At 72.7% G+C, this 14,194-nt stretch carries 14 protein-coding genes; 11 read left to right on the top strand and 3 right to left on the bottom strand.

Translation table 11 applies throughout. The features are described from left to right. Positions 1-26: 26 nt before the first annotated feature. Positions 27-911 carry a helix-turn-helix domain-containing protein gene (locus tag DDJ31_RS30800; RefSeq protein ID WP_127177126.1) on the bottom strand — a complete coding sequence of 295 codons (885 nt, stop codon included), beginning with the start codon at positions 909-911 and terminating at the stop codon, positions 27-29. Here DDJ31_RS30800 and DDJ31_RS30795 point away from each other — a divergent pair. Continuing rightward, positions 910-1,401: an RICIN domain-containing protein gene (locus DDJ31_RS30795; protein ID WP_240678014.1), complete on the top strand. Its 492-nt coding sequence runs from the start codon at positions 910-912 to the stop codon at positions 1,399-1,401. The genes DDJ31_RS30800 and DDJ31_RS30795 overlap by 2 nt on opposite strands. 229 nt (positions 1,402-1,630) lie before the next feature. Then, complete coding sequence (locus tag DDJ31_RS30790; RefSeq protein WP_240678015.1) at positions 1,631-2,263, top strand: DUF4232 domain-containing protein; 633 nt, start codon at positions 1,631-1,633, stop codon at positions 2,261-2,263. Between the two features lie 77 nt (positions 2,264-2,340). On the opposite strand, the gene DDJ31_RS30785 is transcribed toward DDJ31_RS30790, so the two are convergent. Beyond that, on the bottom strand, positions 2,341-2,868 hold the full coding sequence (locus DDJ31_RS30785) for a DinB family protein (RefSeq protein ID WP_240678016.1): 528 nt from the start codon (positions 2,866-2,868) through the stop codon (positions 2,341-2,343). Between the two features lie 243 nt (positions 2,869-3,111). Between DDJ31_RS30785 and DDJ31_RS30780 the strand changes: the two genes are divergently transcribed. The 9 genes from DDJ31_RS30780 (at position 3,112) to DDJ31_RS30740 (ending at position 13,685) form a co-directional block, all read left to right on the top strand. Then, positions 3,112-4,131, top strand: coding sequence for a methyltransferase (locus DDJ31_RS30780; RefSeq protein WP_127177128.1), 1,020 nt, complete (start codon positions 3,112-3,114; stop codon positions 4,129-4,131). A 30-nt stretch (positions 4,132-4,161) separates the two neighbouring features. Then, a complete protein-coding gene (locus DDJ31_RS30775) occupies positions 4,162-5,385 on the top strand; it encodes a cytochrome P450 family protein (protein WP_127177129.1) in 1,224 nt (407 codons plus the stop codon). A 56-nt stretch (positions 5,386-5,441) separates the two neighbouring features. Further along, on the top strand, positions 5,442-6,461 hold the full coding sequence (locus tag DDJ31_RS30770) for a methyltransferase (RefSeq protein WP_127177130.1): 1,020 nt from the start codon (positions 5,442-5,444) through the stop codon (positions 6,459-6,461). Positions 6,462-6,510: 49 nt separating this feature from the next. Then, positions 6,511-7,794: a nucleotide disphospho-sugar-binding domain-containing protein gene (locus tag DDJ31_RS30765; RefSeq protein WP_127177131.1), complete on the top strand. Its 1,284-nt coding sequence runs from the start codon at positions 6,511-6,513 to the stop codon at positions 7,792-7,794. 28 nt (positions 7,795-7,822) lie between these two features. Further along, positions 7,823-9,004, top strand: coding sequence for an acyltransferase family protein (locus DDJ31_RS30760; RefSeq protein WP_127177132.1), 1,182 nt, complete (start codon positions 7,823-7,825; stop codon positions 9,002-9,004). A gap of 233 nt (positions 9,005-9,237) precedes the next feature. Then, entirely contained in the window at positions 9,238-10,353 is a 1,116-nt protein-coding gene (locus tag DDJ31_RS30755; protein WP_240678017.1) for a winged helix DNA-binding domain-containing protein, read from the top strand. Between the two features lie 120 nt (positions 10,354-10,473). Continuing rightward, positions 10,474-11,496, top strand: coding sequence for a methyltransferase (locus tag DDJ31_RS30750; protein WP_206280642.1), 1,023 nt, complete (start codon positions 10,474-10,476; stop codon positions 11,494-11,496). Between the two features lie 94 nt (positions 11,497-11,590). Beyond that, a complete protein-coding gene (locus tag DDJ31_RS30745) occupies positions 11,591-12,313 on the top strand; it encodes an SDR family oxidoreductase (RefSeq protein WP_127177134.1) in 723 nt (240 codons plus the stop codon). 97 nt (positions 12,314-12,410) lie between these two features. Continuing rightward, positions 12,411-13,685: a nucleotide disphospho-sugar-binding domain-containing protein gene (locus DDJ31_RS30740; RefSeq protein ID WP_127177135.1), complete on the top strand. Its 1,275-nt coding sequence runs from the start codon at positions 12,411-12,413 to the stop codon at positions 13,683-13,685. 78 nt (positions 13,686-13,763) lie between these two features. Here the strand turns inward: DDJ31_RS30740 and DDJ31_RS30735 are convergent, their stop codons facing one another. Further along, a complete protein-coding gene (locus DDJ31_RS30735; protein WP_127177136.1) occupies positions 13,764-14,129 on the bottom strand; it encodes a hypothetical protein in 366 nt (121 codons plus the stop codon). Between the last annotated feature and the right edge of the window lie 65 nt (positions 14,130-14,194).

The raw sequence follows: 14,194 nt of genomic DNA, 5'->3' as shown, positions 1-14,194 counted from the left end.
TTATATTCCGCTCGCCGTGTCGACAATCAGGAGTTCTGGACACGCGATACGGGATTCCGGACATCCCGGAGGGTTCCGTCGGCCGTGTCGAAGAAGGCGCCGGGGGTGGTTCCCATGATCCGGCGGAAGGCGGCGATGAAGGAGCTGGGCTGCGCGTAGCCGAGCGTCTCGGAGACGGTCATCACGTCGAACCCCTCGGAGAGGAGCGTCAACGCCCGGTGCACGCGCAGCACTTGGCGCCACTGCGCGAAGGAGAGGCCCGTCGCGTGGCGGAACGCGCGGGTGATCGTGCGGTCGCTGATCCCCAGCTGGCGCGCCCACTCCTCCAGCGAGCGGCCGTCGGCGGGATCGTCCAGCAGGGCTTCGGCGATCGCATCGATCCGCGCGTCGCCGGGGAGCTGGAGCGCGAACTGCCGCGGTGAGGGCTGGAGCACATCGAACACGACCGACTCCGCCCGCGCCCTGGCGTCCGCGTCGAGGTCCGTGCGGGACAGATGGGTCAGCAGGGACTCCAGCAGCGGCGTCATCGCGATGGCCTTCGGCTCCTCGAAGGCGAAGGCGGCCGGGGTGCGGTCGGGGGCGAAGAAGGCGTCGTAGAACTCCGCGCCCGCGGTCGACCGGCCGCCGTGCACGGTGCCCGCGGGCATCCACAGGCCGTGGCCCTCGGAGACGGTGAAGACGCGATCCTCGACCCGGGACGTGAGCGTTCCGCCGCGCACCCAGACCAGTTCGTGCAGGGGGTGCGAGTGCGGTGCCCACTCGGTGGGGACGCGGGGGACGTGGAGCCCGGCGATGATGGCGAAGGGCGCTGCCGCCGCCCGCTCGGGGACCGGGGCGGCCCGGCGTACGACGGTTCCCGCCTCGCGCCGCCACATCCCGGGGCGCGCCTCACCGCGGGACGATCGGGCCATGCCGGGGAGTCTATCCGGGGGCGGGAGAGCCCCCCGGGGGTCCCCCGCCCGGCTCCAGATCTGGGACTGCAACGGCGCGACCGCGCAGAAGTTCTCGGTGAACGGCGGCGGCGCGGTGAAGGGTCCCGGCGGCGCCTGCGTCGACGTCGCCGCCGACGACTCAGGGACCGACGGCGCCGCCGTCCAGCTGTGGGGCTGCCAGTCCTACGCGGTCGACCAGCACTGGTACCACAGGGCCGACACCTCACTCGCCACGCTGGGGCGCTGCCTGGACATCGTGGGCAACGGCACGGCGAACGGCGCCCAGGTCGAGCTGTGGGACTGCAACGGCGTCGGCGGCCAGAAATGGGTCCAGCAGGCCGACGGCTCCCTCCTAAACCCCCAGTCCGGCCGCTGCCTCGACTCCCCCGACGGCGCCACCGCCAACGGCACCCGGCTGCGGATCTGGGACTGCAACGGCTCCGCCGCGCAGAGGTTCGGCCTGAGCTGAGGCACACCCCCCGGCGGCGACCGCGGGGGCGTGGCGGAGCCCGGCTCGGGGGCAGGCATCGGCTCGGGCTCGGGCTCCGCGGCAGACGGGCCGGATCGGCGGATGCGAATTTCTCCGGGCTCGGGCGAACTTTCTCGCTCCCCGCCCCATCGAACCTCGTGTACGGCGCAAACATCAGTTCGGGCGCGGCACCTGGCCCGAACCACGGCACGAGGGGAGATCGATCTCCGTGATCGAGCACGACACCACCGCGCACCAGACCACCGCACACGGGAACACTGCGCACAAGACCACCCACCGCACCACCACCGGGGGCCGCGCCGGCCACCGCACCGGCCGGACGCTGCTCGGCGCGTCCCTGGCCGCGGGGCTCACCCTGGCGCTCGCCGGGGCGGGCACCGCGCAGGCCGCCGGGTCCGCGGCGAGGTCCACGCCGACCTGCGCCGCCTCCGCGCTCAAGGCGACCTTCGGGGAGCGGCTCGGCGGGGGCATGAACCACCAGGGCGTCGTGCTGCGCCTGCGCAACCTCAGCGGGAGCAGCTGCGACCTGCGGGGCTTCCCCGGGCTCGGTCTTGAGGACGCGGCGCACCGGGCGCTCCCCTCCCACACGGCGTGGGGCGACACCTGGTACGTCAAGGACCCCGGCAAGAAGACCCTCACCCTGAAGGACGGCGAGAGCGCGGAGGCCGTCCTCGCCTGGACGCACGCCAACACCGGCACGTCCGAGGCGGTCCACGCGTCCGCGCTGCGCATCACCCCGCCCGCGTCCACCGCGTACAAGACGCTGGCGTTCCCCGAGTGGGTCGACCACGGCGACCTCACCGTCACCGCGCTGGCCAGGCACATCACCGTGACCGGCTGACCCGCCGGGACGGGAAGAGGGGGACCGCCGGCCGTCGGGCCGGCGGTCCCCCACGGGTGTCCGGGGCCCCGCCAGGGTCAGCGCTGGGCCGTGGTGCTGGCGCCGTCCAGGGTCTCCCGGATGATGTCGGCGTGGCCCGCGTGCTGCGCGGTCTCCCTGATCAGGTGCAGCAGGATGCGGCGGGCCGACCAGTACTCGCGTTCCGGCGGGGACCACGGGGTGAGGGGCAGCGGGACGGTGCCCTCCAGGTCGCGCAGTTCGCTCACGGCCTTCTCGGTGCCGCGCGCCGCCTCGTCGTACTCCTCCAGGAGCCCGGCGAGCGTGTCGTCCTCGGTCATCCGGTACTGCCCGAGGTCGAGCATTCCCTCGGGCATCTCGCCGTCCCCCTCGACGAGGATCTGGGTCCAGACGCGTTCGCCGCGGGACAGGTGCTTGATGATCCCGCCCAGGGTGAGTTCGCTGACGACGGTGCGCTGTATGGCCTGGGCGTCGTTGATCCCGCGGACGGTGATCAGCAGCAGTTCCCGCTGGTCGGCGAGGGCGCTCAGCAGTTCGGCGCGCTCACCCGCCAGAGCGGAGGACGTGGTTCGGAGGTTCGATGTCACGGACCCGACCGTAGGACAGATGTAGGTCGGTGGGTGTCCTGATTGCCGTGCGGCACCCCCGGCGTCCGCAGATCGGGTGAATACGGCACAGGTGCGGGCAGAACGACGGTCCCGCCCCGGTGCGGGACGGGCGTTCAGGCACGGTGCGAGGCGGACTGTGCCTTCGCTCATGCCGTCTGGGCCAGGGTGGGCCGGGCCCGAGGACCCGCCCACGGGACTTCTGTGACCTTCCGGAGGTACGCGATGACGTCCGCCCCGCCCGACACCAGCGAGCTGAGCGCGCAGCTGTCGGAACACATGAACGGCTACCTCTACACCGCCTGCCTCTACACGGTCACCAAGGCGGGTGTCGCCGATCACCTGGGCGACGGCCCGCGCACCGCCGCCGAACTCGCCGAGAGGACCGGCCTGAACGGCCCGCACCTGCACCGGGTGCTGCGCTACCTCGCCACCCGCGAGGTCTTCCGCGAGGACGACCGGGCCCGCTTCGCCCTGACCCCGATGGCAGAACTGCTGCGCACCGACGCGCCCGGCTCGCTCCACGACCCGTTCCTCATGCTCGGCGAGGACCTCTACTGGAAGCCGCTGGCCCGCATGTACGACACGGTCCGCCAGGGCCGTACCGCCTTCGACGACATCTTCGGCGCCGGCTTCTTCGCCCACCTCCAGACCGTCCCGGAGACGGCGTCCGTCTTCAACGCCGGGGCCGCCGGGTTCTCCCGCCTCTGGAACCAGCACGTGGCGAGCAGTTACGCCTTCCCGGACGGCGCGAAGGTCATCGACGTCGGCGGCGGCACCGGCAGCCTCCTGCGCGAGATCCTTACCACCCACCCCCACATCACCGGCACCCTCTACGACCAGCAGTCCGTCCTCGACGAACACCAGCTCGACACCCCCGCCACCACCGGACGCTGGAGCGTCCAAGCGGGCGACTTCTTCGAGAACGTCCCCGCAGGGGCCGACCACTACATCCTCAAGTCCGTCCTCCACGACTGGAGCGACACCGACTGCCTCCGCATCCTCAAGAGCGTCCGCGAAGCCGTCCACGACACCAGCACCCTCCTCGTCGTCGACCCCGTCATCCCGCCCGGCAACCAGCCCCACGCCAGCAAGACCATCGACGCGATGATGATGGTCATCCACGACGGCAAGGAGCGCACCCAGGCGGAGTTCGAGGACGTCCTCGGCCGGGGCGGCTTCACCGTCACGCGGATCCTGCCCACCCCCTCCCTGATGTCCATCGTCGAGTGCGTGCCCGCCTAGCGGGTGCGCGGGACGGGAGGAGGCAGCGGGATGAGTGAAGAGGCGATCGTCGATCTGGCCGCGCTGGGCGAGGAGTTCGCGCGCGATCCGCACCCGACGTACGCGCAACTGCGCGGGCGGGGTCCGGTGCACCGGGTGCTGCTGCCCGAGGGGTTCACGGCCTGGCTCGTGGTGGGCTACGAGGAGGCCAGGGCGGCGCTGTCCGACCCGCGGCTGTCGAACGACTGGCGCAACTCCCCCGGCGCGGCCGACACGGAGGACGATCCGTGGGCCAACCCGCACATGCTGATCTCCGACCCGCCCCGGCACACCAGGCTGCGCAAGCTGGTGGTCAGGGAGTTCACGCCGCGGCGGGTGCAGGCGCTCGAACCCCGGGTGCGGGAGGTCACCGACGAGCTGATCGGGGCCATGCTGGAGCGCGCGGACGGCCGGGCCGACCTGGTCAGGGACTTCGCATTCCCGCTGCCCGCGGCGATCATCTGCGAGCTGCTCGGGGTGCCGTTCGACGACCGCGACAAGTTCCACCGCTGGACCACCCAGGTGACCAAGGAGTGGAACGGTGCCGAGGCGGAGGCGGCCCTCGCCGAACTGGACGGCTATCTCAAGGAGTTGCTCGACGACAAGCGGGCCAGGCCGGGCGACGACCTGCTGAGCGGGCTGGTCAGGCGGCGCGAGGAGGACGAGGACGCCCTGTCCGACAGCGAGATGGTCGGTCTCGCCGTGCTGCTCCTGGTCGCCGGGCACGAGACGACCACCGGGCTGCTCTCCAACGGGATGCTCGCGCTGCTGCGGCACCCTGACCAACTGGACGCGCTGCGCGCCGACTTCTCGCTGCTCGACGCGGCCGTGGAGGAGATGCTGCGGCACAGCGGCCCGACCGGGACGTCCCTGCACCGCTTCACCACCGAGCCGGTCCGGATCGGTGACACCGACATCCCCGGCGGGGGTGAGCTGATCCTCATCGGGAACACCCCCGCCAACCGTGACCCGGGCCGCTTCCCCGACCCGGACCGCTTCGACATCCGGCGGGAGGCGGGCGGCCATCTGGCGTTCGGGCACGGCATCCACGCCTGTTTCGGCGCCCCGTTGGCCAGGCTGGAGGCGCGGACCGCGGTCCGTTCGCTGCTGGAGCGCTGTCCCGACCTGGCGCTCGACGCCGATCCCGCCCGACTGGCCTGGTACCCGAGCGTGATGATGCGGGGTCTGCCCCGCCTCCCGGTCCGGGTGCGTGCCGTGCCCGACGCCGGTTCCTGACCGGCTAGTTCCCCCGCTCTGTCCCTCGTACGTTCCCCGTCTCCCGGAGGTATGCGATGACGTCCGCCCCGCCCGACACCAGCGAGCTGAGCGCGCAGCTGTCGGAACACATGAACGGCTACCTCTACACGGCCTGTCTGTACACGGTGACGAAGGCGGGTGTCGCCGACCAGCTCGCCGACGGACCGCGTACCGCCGCCGAACTCGCCGAGAGGACCGGCCTGAACGGCCCGCACCTGCACCGGGTGCTGCGCTACCTCGCCACCCGCGAGGTCTTCCGCGAGGACGACCGGGCCCGCTTCGCCCTGACCCCGATGGCAGAGCTGCTGCGCACCGACGTGCCCGGCTCGCTGCACGACCCGTTCCTCATGCTCGGCGAGGATCTGTTCTGGCGGCCGTACGCGCGGATGTACGACACGGTGCGCCAGGGCCACACGGTCTTCGACGACATCTTCGGCGCCGGCTTCTTCGCCCACCTCCAGACGGTCCCGGAGACGGCGTCGGTCTTCAACGCCGGTACGGCCGGTTTCTCCCGGCTGTGGAACCAGCACATCGCGAGCAGCTACGCCTTCCCGGACGGCGCGAAGGTCATCGACGTCGGCGGCGGCACCGGCAGCCTCCTGCGCGAGATCCTCACCACCCACCCCCACATCACCGGCACCCTCTACGACCAGCAGTCCGTCCTCGACGAACACCAGCTCGACACCCCCGCCACCACCGGACGCTGGAGCGTCCAGGCCGGCGACTTCTTCGAGAACGTCCCCGCGGGAGCCGACCACTACATCCTCAAGTCCGTCCTCCACGACTGGAGCGACACCGACTGCCTCCGCATCCTCAAGAGCGTCCGCGAAGCCGTCCACGACACCAGCACCCTCCTCGTCGTCGACCCCGTCATCCCGCCCGGCAACCAGCCCCACGCCAGCAAGACCATCGACGTGTCGATGCTCGCGGTGGTGGACGGCAAGGAGCGCACCCAGGCGGAGTTCGAGGACATCCTCGGCAAGGGCGGCTTCACCGTCAGCCGGATCCTCACCACGCCGTCCCTGATGTCCATCGTCGAGTGCGTGCCCGCCTGACCGACGCCGGTCCTTCAGCGCCGTCGCCGTCCGCCCGGAGGAGACCCGAATGCGTGTCCTGATCGTCGTGTGGCCCCTGCCGGCCCATCTCTATCCCGCGCTGCCGCCGGCCTGGGCGCTCCAGGGGGCGGGGCACGAGGTCCGGATCGCCTCGCATCCCGATCTGGCCGGGGTGATCACCGCGGCCGGGTTCGACGCGGTGGCGCTCGGCTCCCCGCAGACCGTGCCGTCGCCGTCCGCGGTCGGTGACTTCCTCCTCCCCGAGGAGCACCGGGCGCGGCTCACCGAGGCGCTCGCGCTCTCCGCGGACGACCCGGTGTGGGGGACGTTCAGCACCTACACCTACGCCTCCTCGCGGATCTTCCACCCGGAGGAGGGGGCGCCCGAGGAGCGCTGGGCGGGGGTGGACGCGCTGGTGTCGGCGGCGCGCGAGTGGCGTCCCGACCTGGTGCTGTGGGACCCGAACTGGCCGTCGGGGGCGGTGGCGGCGCGCGCGGTCGGCGCGGCGCACGCGCGGATCCTGTGGGGGCACGACTTCGTCGGCTGGGCCGCGGAGCGGACCTCCCGGGGGCGGGCGGCGCTGCGGTCGGCGGGGCTCGCCGATCCCGTGACGGAGCTGGTGCGGCCGAGCGCCGAGCGGTACGGGGTCCCGGTCGACGAGGAGCTGCTGCTCGGCCAGTTCACGGTGGACCCGATGCTGCCCGACATGCAGCTCAGGGCGCCGGGACGGCGGGTGCCGGTGCGGCGGATCCCCTACGGCGGGCCCGACGTGGTGCCGCCGTGGCTGTACGAGCCGTCCGGGCGGCCGCGGCTCGCGGTGTCGCTGGGCACCACGCAGCGCGCGTACCGCAACGACCGCGCGCTGGTCGCGGATCTGCTGGAGGTGGTGTCAGGACTCGACGTGGACGTGGTGGCGACGGTCGACGCCTCGCAGCTGGCGGACGGTCCGCTGCCGGAGAACGTGCGCACGGTCAGCTATCTGCCGCTGGGGCTGCTGCTGCCGACGTGTGCGGCGATCGTCCACCACGGCGGCATCGGGACGCTGATGGCGGCGGTCGCGCACGGGGTGCCGCAGTTCGTCGTGGCGGACGCGACAGCGGCGTACGCGGGCAACGCGCGGTACGTTCACGACTACGGGGCCGGCCTGACCGTCGGCCCGCGGACGTCCACCACCGAGATGCGCAAGAGCCTGGTGCGGGTCCTGACCGAGCCCGCGTTCCAGGACGCCGCCGAGGAACTGCGCCGCGACTGGCTCGCCGTACCGAGCCCAGGCGACATCGTGCCCGTCCTGGAGGGGCTCGTGTCGTCGCTTCGCCAGGGTCGTCGGCCCTGACGTCCTCACTGGATGCAAAGGAGGCGCCATGACGGCGTCGACGACCGCCATCGAACGGTCCCGGTTGCCCGCGCTCACCGGTGCCAGGTTCCTGGCCGCCTGCATGGTGCTGGTCTGTCATGTGGGGATCGCGCTGATCCCCCGGCTCGGCGGCACCCGGGCGGCGGGCGCGCAGCGCTACGTCGAAGCCGCGGGAAACGTCGGGGTGTCGTTCTTCTTCGTGCTGAGCGGTTTCATCCTCACCTGGGTGAGCCGGCCCGACGACCCCGCGCGGCGCTTCTGGCGCAGACGGCTGGTGAAGATCTTCCCCAACCATCTGGTGACCCTGGCGGCGGCGCTGCTGCTGATGCTGTCGGCGAGCGTGCCGATCACCGCCGTCAACACCGTGCCGACGGTCTTCCTGGTGCAGAGCTGGATACCGGAGCAGGACGCGGTCATCAACTACGGTGGCAACGCGCCGAGTTGGTCGCTCGCCTGTGAGCTGCTGTTCTATCTGTCGTTCCCGCTGCTGCTGCGGGTGACGCGCGGGATCAGGCCGGGGCACCTGTGGCGGTGGCTGGCGGGTACGGCCGTCCTGATCGCGCTCGTGCCGCTGGTGGCGGGGCTGCTGCCCGCGCGGCCGACGATGCCGTTGACGAACGACCACTGGTGGGCGGTCTGGTTCACCTACTACTTCCCCGTCACCCGGCTCCTGGAGTTCGCCCTCGGGGTGCTGACGGCGCTGCTCGTCATGCGCGGGCGCAGGCTCCCGTTCGGGGTGGTCCCGGCACTGGCCCTCGCGGTGGTGGCGTTCGTCGCCGGGGCGAATCTGCCGGGCGTCTACGACCGGGTGGCCGCGACCTCGCTGCCGCTGGCGCTGCTGATCGGCGCGCTCGCGCGGGCGGACGTGGCCGACCGGGTCAGGGTGCTGGGCAGCCGGCCCCTGGTCAGGCTCGGGGAGGTCTCCTACAGCCTCTATCTGGTCCACTACCTCGTCGTCGCCTACGGGCCGATCGGCGCTGTCCACCCGGAGAACTGGGCGAAGCCGGTGAGCCTCGCCGGGGCGTTCGGGTACGGGGTGCTGACGCTGGCGATCAGCCTGGTCCTGGCGTGGCTGCTGTACACGTGCGTGGAGGCCCCGGCGATGCGGCGCTTCAGCCGCCCCCGGCCGCCGAAGGCCGCCGACCGGCCCGCGGAGACCGCCCCGCAGCCGTCGGCGCCCGGCACCTGACGGGCCCCGGAGAGCAGCACAACCACCCCTGGAGCCACGGCCTTTGACGGCCGCGGTGCCGGTCGCCGCCCATGGTGCGGCGGGTCGTCGGAGGACGGCCCGCCTCGCCGTGGGCGCCGTCGCGCCGCTGCTAAACTCGCCGCGCCTCGGAGAGCCGCGACCCCATTCGGAGGGACTTTTCCATGAACGCCGACACTCCACGACTGTCGTGGCCCGAAGTCTCCTTACGGCGGATGGACCGAGGTTCGCTCGTCTCGCCGTCGGGGCAGGAGGGTCCCGCCGGGATCGTCTCCACCCTGTGCGGCGCCCACGCGCAGATCCTGTCGGCGGCCGAACTGTCGGTGGCGCTGCGGATCGAGGGCGCCACCCGCGCCGAGGTCCGCGCGGCGCTGTGGGACCGGCGGGAGTTGGTGAAGATGTACGGTCCGCGCGGCACCGTCCATCTGCTGACGACGGCCGATCTCCCGCTGTGGATCGGGGCGTTCAGCTCCATACCGCAGTCGCCCAGTCCGTTCCCCAAGGACGTCCAGATGACCGAGGACCAGACGGAACAGGTCGTCGCCGCCATCGGGAAGTCGCTTCTGAGCGCCGAGTTGACCGTCGACGAACTCACCGACGCGGTGGTGGCGGCCACCGGACCGTGGGCGGGCGACCTGGTCATGGAGGCGTTCCAGGGCAAGTGGCCGCGCTGGCGGCAGGCGATGACGCTGGCCGCGCACCGGGGCGTGCTGTGCTTCGCGCCCAACCGCGGCCGCAAGGTCACGTACACCAACCCGCTGCGCTACCTCAGCGACGTCACCCCGCTCGACGGGCCGACCGCGCAGCGCCGGCTCGTGCAGCGGTATCTGCACGCCTACGGGCCCGCCACCCCGCAGAACTTCGCCCAGTGGCTCAACGCGCCCCGGGGGTGGGCCAGTGGCCTGTTCCGGGCGATGGAGGGCGACATAGAGCAGGTCGACTTCGAGGGCAACCCCGCCTGGGTCAACGCGGGCGACACCGCGATCCCGGCCGAGCCGCACCGGGGCGTGCGGCTGCTGCCGTACTTCGACGCCTATGTGGTGGCCGCCCAGCCGCGCGGCCTCCTCTACCCGGGTCAGGCGTCCGTGCGGGCGCTGACACCGTCGGGGCAGGCGGGCAACTACCCGGTGCTGCTGGTCGACGGCACGGTCGCCGGGGTCTGGCACCAGCGCAGGTCGGGGAAGCGGATCCAGGTCACCGTGGAGCCGCTGGCGCCGCTGTCCGGCGCGCACCTCGCCGAACTCGACGAGCAGGTCGAGCGGGTGGGGGCCGTCCTGGAGGGCAAGCCCGAACTGACCGTCGGGACCGTCACCGTGGGCGCCCACGCCTGAACCGCCGGGTGGGCGCCCAGGGCCCCGGGCGCACCCGGTGCATCCGCCCTCAAGCCGCCGTTGAGCGCTCTCCCGCACGCTGGTGACCCACCGTCACGGACGAAGGAGTGGAGACAGCGGATGAGCAGCGCTCTGGAACAGGACAGCAGTCTGCGCCTGCTGGCGCTCGGCGACGGCTTCATCTACGCGCGGGCGCTCCACCTCGCCGCCGAGCTGGGGATCGCTGATCTCCTGGCCGGACAGGAGCGGTCCACCGAGGAGCTGGCGCGGCGGACCGGGACCGACGCGGGGACCCTGCACAGCATGCTGCGGGCGCTGGCGGGCTGCGGGGTGTTCACCGAGTCGGCGCCCGGACGGTTCGCGCTCACCGAGGTCGGCGCGTGCCTGCGCTCGGACCATCCCCGCTCGGTGCGGACCACGATCGCCCAGTCGGGCCGGATCACCGCGCGCGCCTTCCAGCACGCGGACCACGCGCTGCGCACCGGCGACGGCGCCTTCGCGACGGCGTTCGGGCAGCCGTTCTGGGAGTTCCTGCGGGACAACCCGCAGGAGGGCGCCGCGTTCGACACGGCCATGCAGGAGCACAGCCGGGTGGAGCGGGGCGCGATCGTCGAGGCGTACGACTTCCCGCGGACGGGCCGGATCGTCGACGTGGGCGGCGGGGACGGCACGCTGCTCGCGGCGGTCCTCACGGCACGTCCGCTGACCACCGGGGTGCTGTTCGACCTGCCGCACGTGGTGGAGCGCACCTGCCTGGGCGAGGCGGGGCTCACCGAGCGGTGCGAGGTGGTGGGCGGCGACATCTTCGGTGACCTCCCGGCGGGCGGCGACCTGTACCTGATGAAGTCGGTGCTGCACGGCTGGAGCGATGCGGACGCGGTGCGCATCCTGCGCGGCTGCCGGCAGGCGATGAAGCCGGACGGCAGGCTGCTGCTGATCGAGCGGGTGATCCCGGCCGGCGACGCCCCGCACACCAGCAAGGCGTTCGACTTCGCCATGCACGTCATGGCGGGCGGCCAGGAGCGGACCGGTGAGGAGTACACGCGGCTGCTCACGGAGGCCGGGCTCACCGTCGGCCGGCTGATCCCGACGGGCTCGGTGCAGAGCATCGTGGAGGCGGTGCTCCCCGGCGACCGGCCCTGACCCGAGCCGGCCCGGCCGGGGCGGCGGCCGGTCCCTGAGCGGTGCGTGAGCGACGCACCAGAGGGACACGAGCCGCCGCTGCGATGCTCCCCGCATGGCTACTGACCGCAAGATCGCCCTGATCACAGGCGCCAACAAGGGAATCGGGTTCGAGACCGCGCGGCGTCTCGGCGCGCTGGGCGCCGTGGTGCTGGCCGGAGCCCGGGACAAGGGACGCGGCGAGGCCGCCGTGGAGCGGCTGCGCGCCGAGGGCGCCGACGCGCACTTCGTGCATCTGGACGTGACGGACCCCGACCTGATCGAGCGGGCCGCCCGGCGCGTCGACGCGCGCCACGGCCGCCTCGACATCCTCGTCAACAACGCCGGCGTCAACGTCGAGTGGCCGGCCAACCCGCCGAGCCGGGTCGGTGCCGGCCAGCTCAGGGCCACGTTCGAGACGAACGTGCACGGGGTGGCCGCGGTGACGAACGCCGTCCTTCCGCTGCTGCGCCGCTCCGCGGCCGGACGGATCGTCAACGTCTCCAGCGAGATGGGTCTGCCGGCCTGGCTCGACGGGTCGGCGATGCCCGCGATCACGGCGTACAGCGTCTCCAAGGCGGCCCTGAACATGCTGACGCTGCTGTACGCCAACGAGTTGCGGGACACCGCGATCAAGGTGAACGCCTGCTCGCCCGGGTTCGTCGCCACGGACATCAACGACGGGGTCGGCGAGCGCACCGCCGAGGAGGGCGCCGCGATCGAGGTGCGGCTCGCCCTGCTGGACGCGGACGGTCCCACGGGCCGTTTCGTCACGGACGCGGGCGTCCTGCCCTGGTGAGCGCCCGGCGGCCGAGGAGCGCCGGCCCCTGCCCAGGTGTCCGCCGATCCCACCCCGGGCGCCGAACGCCCCGGTGAGAGAACCGAGGAGGTCTCCTATGCGTGTCCTGTTCGTCGTCTGGCCCATGGCGGCGCATCTCTACCCGATCGTCCCGCTGGCGCGCGCGTTGCAGGCCGCGGGGCACGAGACGCGGGTCGCCTCGCACCCGGCGCTGGTCGACACCGTCACGGCGGCCGGTCTCACCGCCGTCCCGGTGGGCACGGCGGAGACGATGCCGGTGCTGTCGGAGGTGGGCGGCTATGTGCTGCCCGAGGAGGAGCGCGACCGGCTGGCGAAGGCGTGGGCCGTCACCGACGCCGACGCGCACGCCTGGTTCATGTTCAGCTACTTCGCGCTGGCCGGCACCCGGATCTTCCACACGCCGGGTGACGGGCCTGACGCGGCCGTCGCGGGCACCGACGAGCTGGTCGCGCTGGCCCGCGCCTGGCGGCCCGACCTGGTGCTGTGGGACATGTGGCCGGCCGCGGCCGTCGCCGCGCGGGTGACCGGGGCGGCGCACGCCCGCTATCTGTGGGGGCCCGACTACTGCGGCTGGGCCAGGCAGCGGTATCTGCGGCAGGGCGGCGAGGAGGGCACGGGGTACCCGGAGCCGCTCGCGGAGGCGGTGTCGCGGGCGGCGCTGCGCCACGGGGTGACGGTCGACGACGAACTCCTCCTCGGCCAGCTGACCCTCGACCCGACGCCGAAGGCGCTGCGGCTGGCCACGCCCGCCTCGACCGTCTCGATGCGCCGGGTGCCGTACACGGGGGCGGACACCGTGCCCGCGTGGCTCCATCAGGGGGCGGGGCGGCCCCGGGTCGCCGTGTCGCTCGGCATGTCGGGGCGGGAGTACGCGACCGACGCGGGGCTGGTCACGAAGCTGCTGGCGATGGTGGATGGCCTGGACGTGGACGTCGTCGCGACCTTCGACGCGGCGCAGCTCGCCGGGCAGCGGGTGCCGGAGAACGTGCGGGTCTTCGACTACGTGCCGTTCAACCAGTTGCTGCCGACCTGTTCCGCGGTGGTGCACCACGGGGGCAGCGGCACGGTGATGGCGGCGGTGGCGCACCGGGTGCCGCAGCTCATCGCCGCCGACGGGCTGGAGTCGGCGACGTACGCGCCCTATGTGACCGGCGGCGGGGCCGGGTTGACGTTCGATCACCGGACCCAGTCCGCCGAGGAGATGCGGGGCCGGCTGCTGCGCCTGCTGGGCGAGCCGTCGTTCCGGGCGGGGGCGGAGGCGCTGTACGCGCGGTGGCTCGCCATGCCGTCGCCGCGGGAGGTGGTGCCGGTCCTCGAGGAGCTGGCGCGGGGGCGCGGCCGGGACGTCTGAGGAGGCCACGTCGGGCGAGGGAGCGGGCCGCACACCGGACGGTGTGCGGCCCGCTGTCGTCCGGGTGGCCGGGGGTGCTCAGGCGCGGGTCGAGGTGCCCTCGGCGTGCACGGTGGCCAGCAGCCGGTCGTGCGCGTCGTAGACGTGGGAGACGCCGTCGCAGGTGAAGGTGTCGCCGTGCAGGACGGCGGCCTGGTCGATGTCCACCCAGCCGGAGAGGACCCCGTCCGCGTCGAACTCCAGCTCGACGATTTGGAACCTGAAGGTGTCGGGGCCCGTGCTGTGCCAGTAGCCCGCGCCGACCGAGCCGGGGCGCGGGCCGGCCAGGATCATGGCGCGTCCGTTGGCGGTGAAGCGCAGGGTGCTGGTGTAGGAGCGGCCCTCCACGACGAGGTGTTCGCTCCAGGTGCCTGCCGGGGTCGCGGTCGTGCGGGTGCTGTCCATGTCGGGTCCTCTCGGCTGTGGTGCGTCGGCGGGCTGGGTTGACCTGGTCTCCAGTGGGGGTGGAG

This window comes from Streptomyces griseoviridis (assembly GCF_005222485.1).
Taxonomy (GTDB): Bacteria; Actinomycetota; Actinomycetes; order Streptomycetales; family Streptomycetaceae; genus Streptomyces; species Streptomyces hintoniae.
Note: the sequence above shows the minus strand (reverse complement) of the source record. Positions and strands in the feature narration are given on the sequence as shown.

Bases quoted from the DNA above. Each gene is read 5' to 3' on its own strand.
- DDJ31_RS30770 (WP_127177130.1), top strand. From the start codon at position 5,442: ATGACGTCCGCCCCGCCCGACACCAGCGAGCTGAGCGCGCAGCTGTCG.
- DDJ31_RS30800 (WP_127177126.1), bottom strand. From the start codon at position 911: ATGGCCCGATCGTCCCGCGGTGAGGCGCGCCCCGGGATGTGGCGGCGC.
- DDJ31_RS30760 (WP_127177132.1), top strand. From the start codon at position 7,823: ATGACGGCGTCGACGACCGCCATCGAACGGTCCCGGTTGCCCGCGCTC.
- DDJ31_RS30755 (WP_240678017.1), top strand. From the start codon at position 9,238: ATGGACCGAGGTTCGCTCGTCTCGCCGTCGGGGCAGGAGGGTCCCGCC.
- DDJ31_RS30750 (WP_206280642.1), top strand. From the start codon at position 10,474: ATGAGCAGCGCTCTGGAACAGGACAGCAGTCTGCGCCTGCTGGCGCTC.
- DDJ31_RS30795 (WP_240678014.1), top strand. From the start codon at position 910: ATGCCGGGGAGTCTATCCGGGGGCGGGAGAGCCCCCCGGGGGTCCCCC.
- DDJ31_RS30740 (WP_127177135.1), top strand. From the start codon at position 12,411: ATGCGTGTCCTGTTCGTCGTCTGGCCCATGGCGGCGCATCTCTACCCG.
- DDJ31_RS30735 (WP_127177136.1), bottom strand. From the start codon at position 14,129: ATGGACAGCACCCGCACGACCGCGACCCCGGCAGGCACCTGGAGCGAA.
- DDJ31_RS30780 (WP_127177128.1), top strand. From the start codon at position 3,112: ATGACGTCCGCCCCGCCCGACACCAGCGAGCTGAGCGCGCAGCTGTCG.
- DDJ31_RS30775 (WP_127177129.1), top strand. From the start codon at position 4,162: ATGAGTGAAGAGGCGATCGTCGATCTGGCCGCGCTGGGCGAGGAGTTC.
- DDJ31_RS30765 (WP_127177131.1), top strand. From the start codon at position 6,511: ATGCGTGTCCTGATCGTCGTGTGGCCCCTGCCGGCCCATCTCTATCCC.
- DDJ31_RS30745 (WP_127177134.1), top strand. From the start codon at position 11,591: ATGGCTACTGACCGCAAGATCGCCCTGATCACAGGCGCCAACAAGGGA.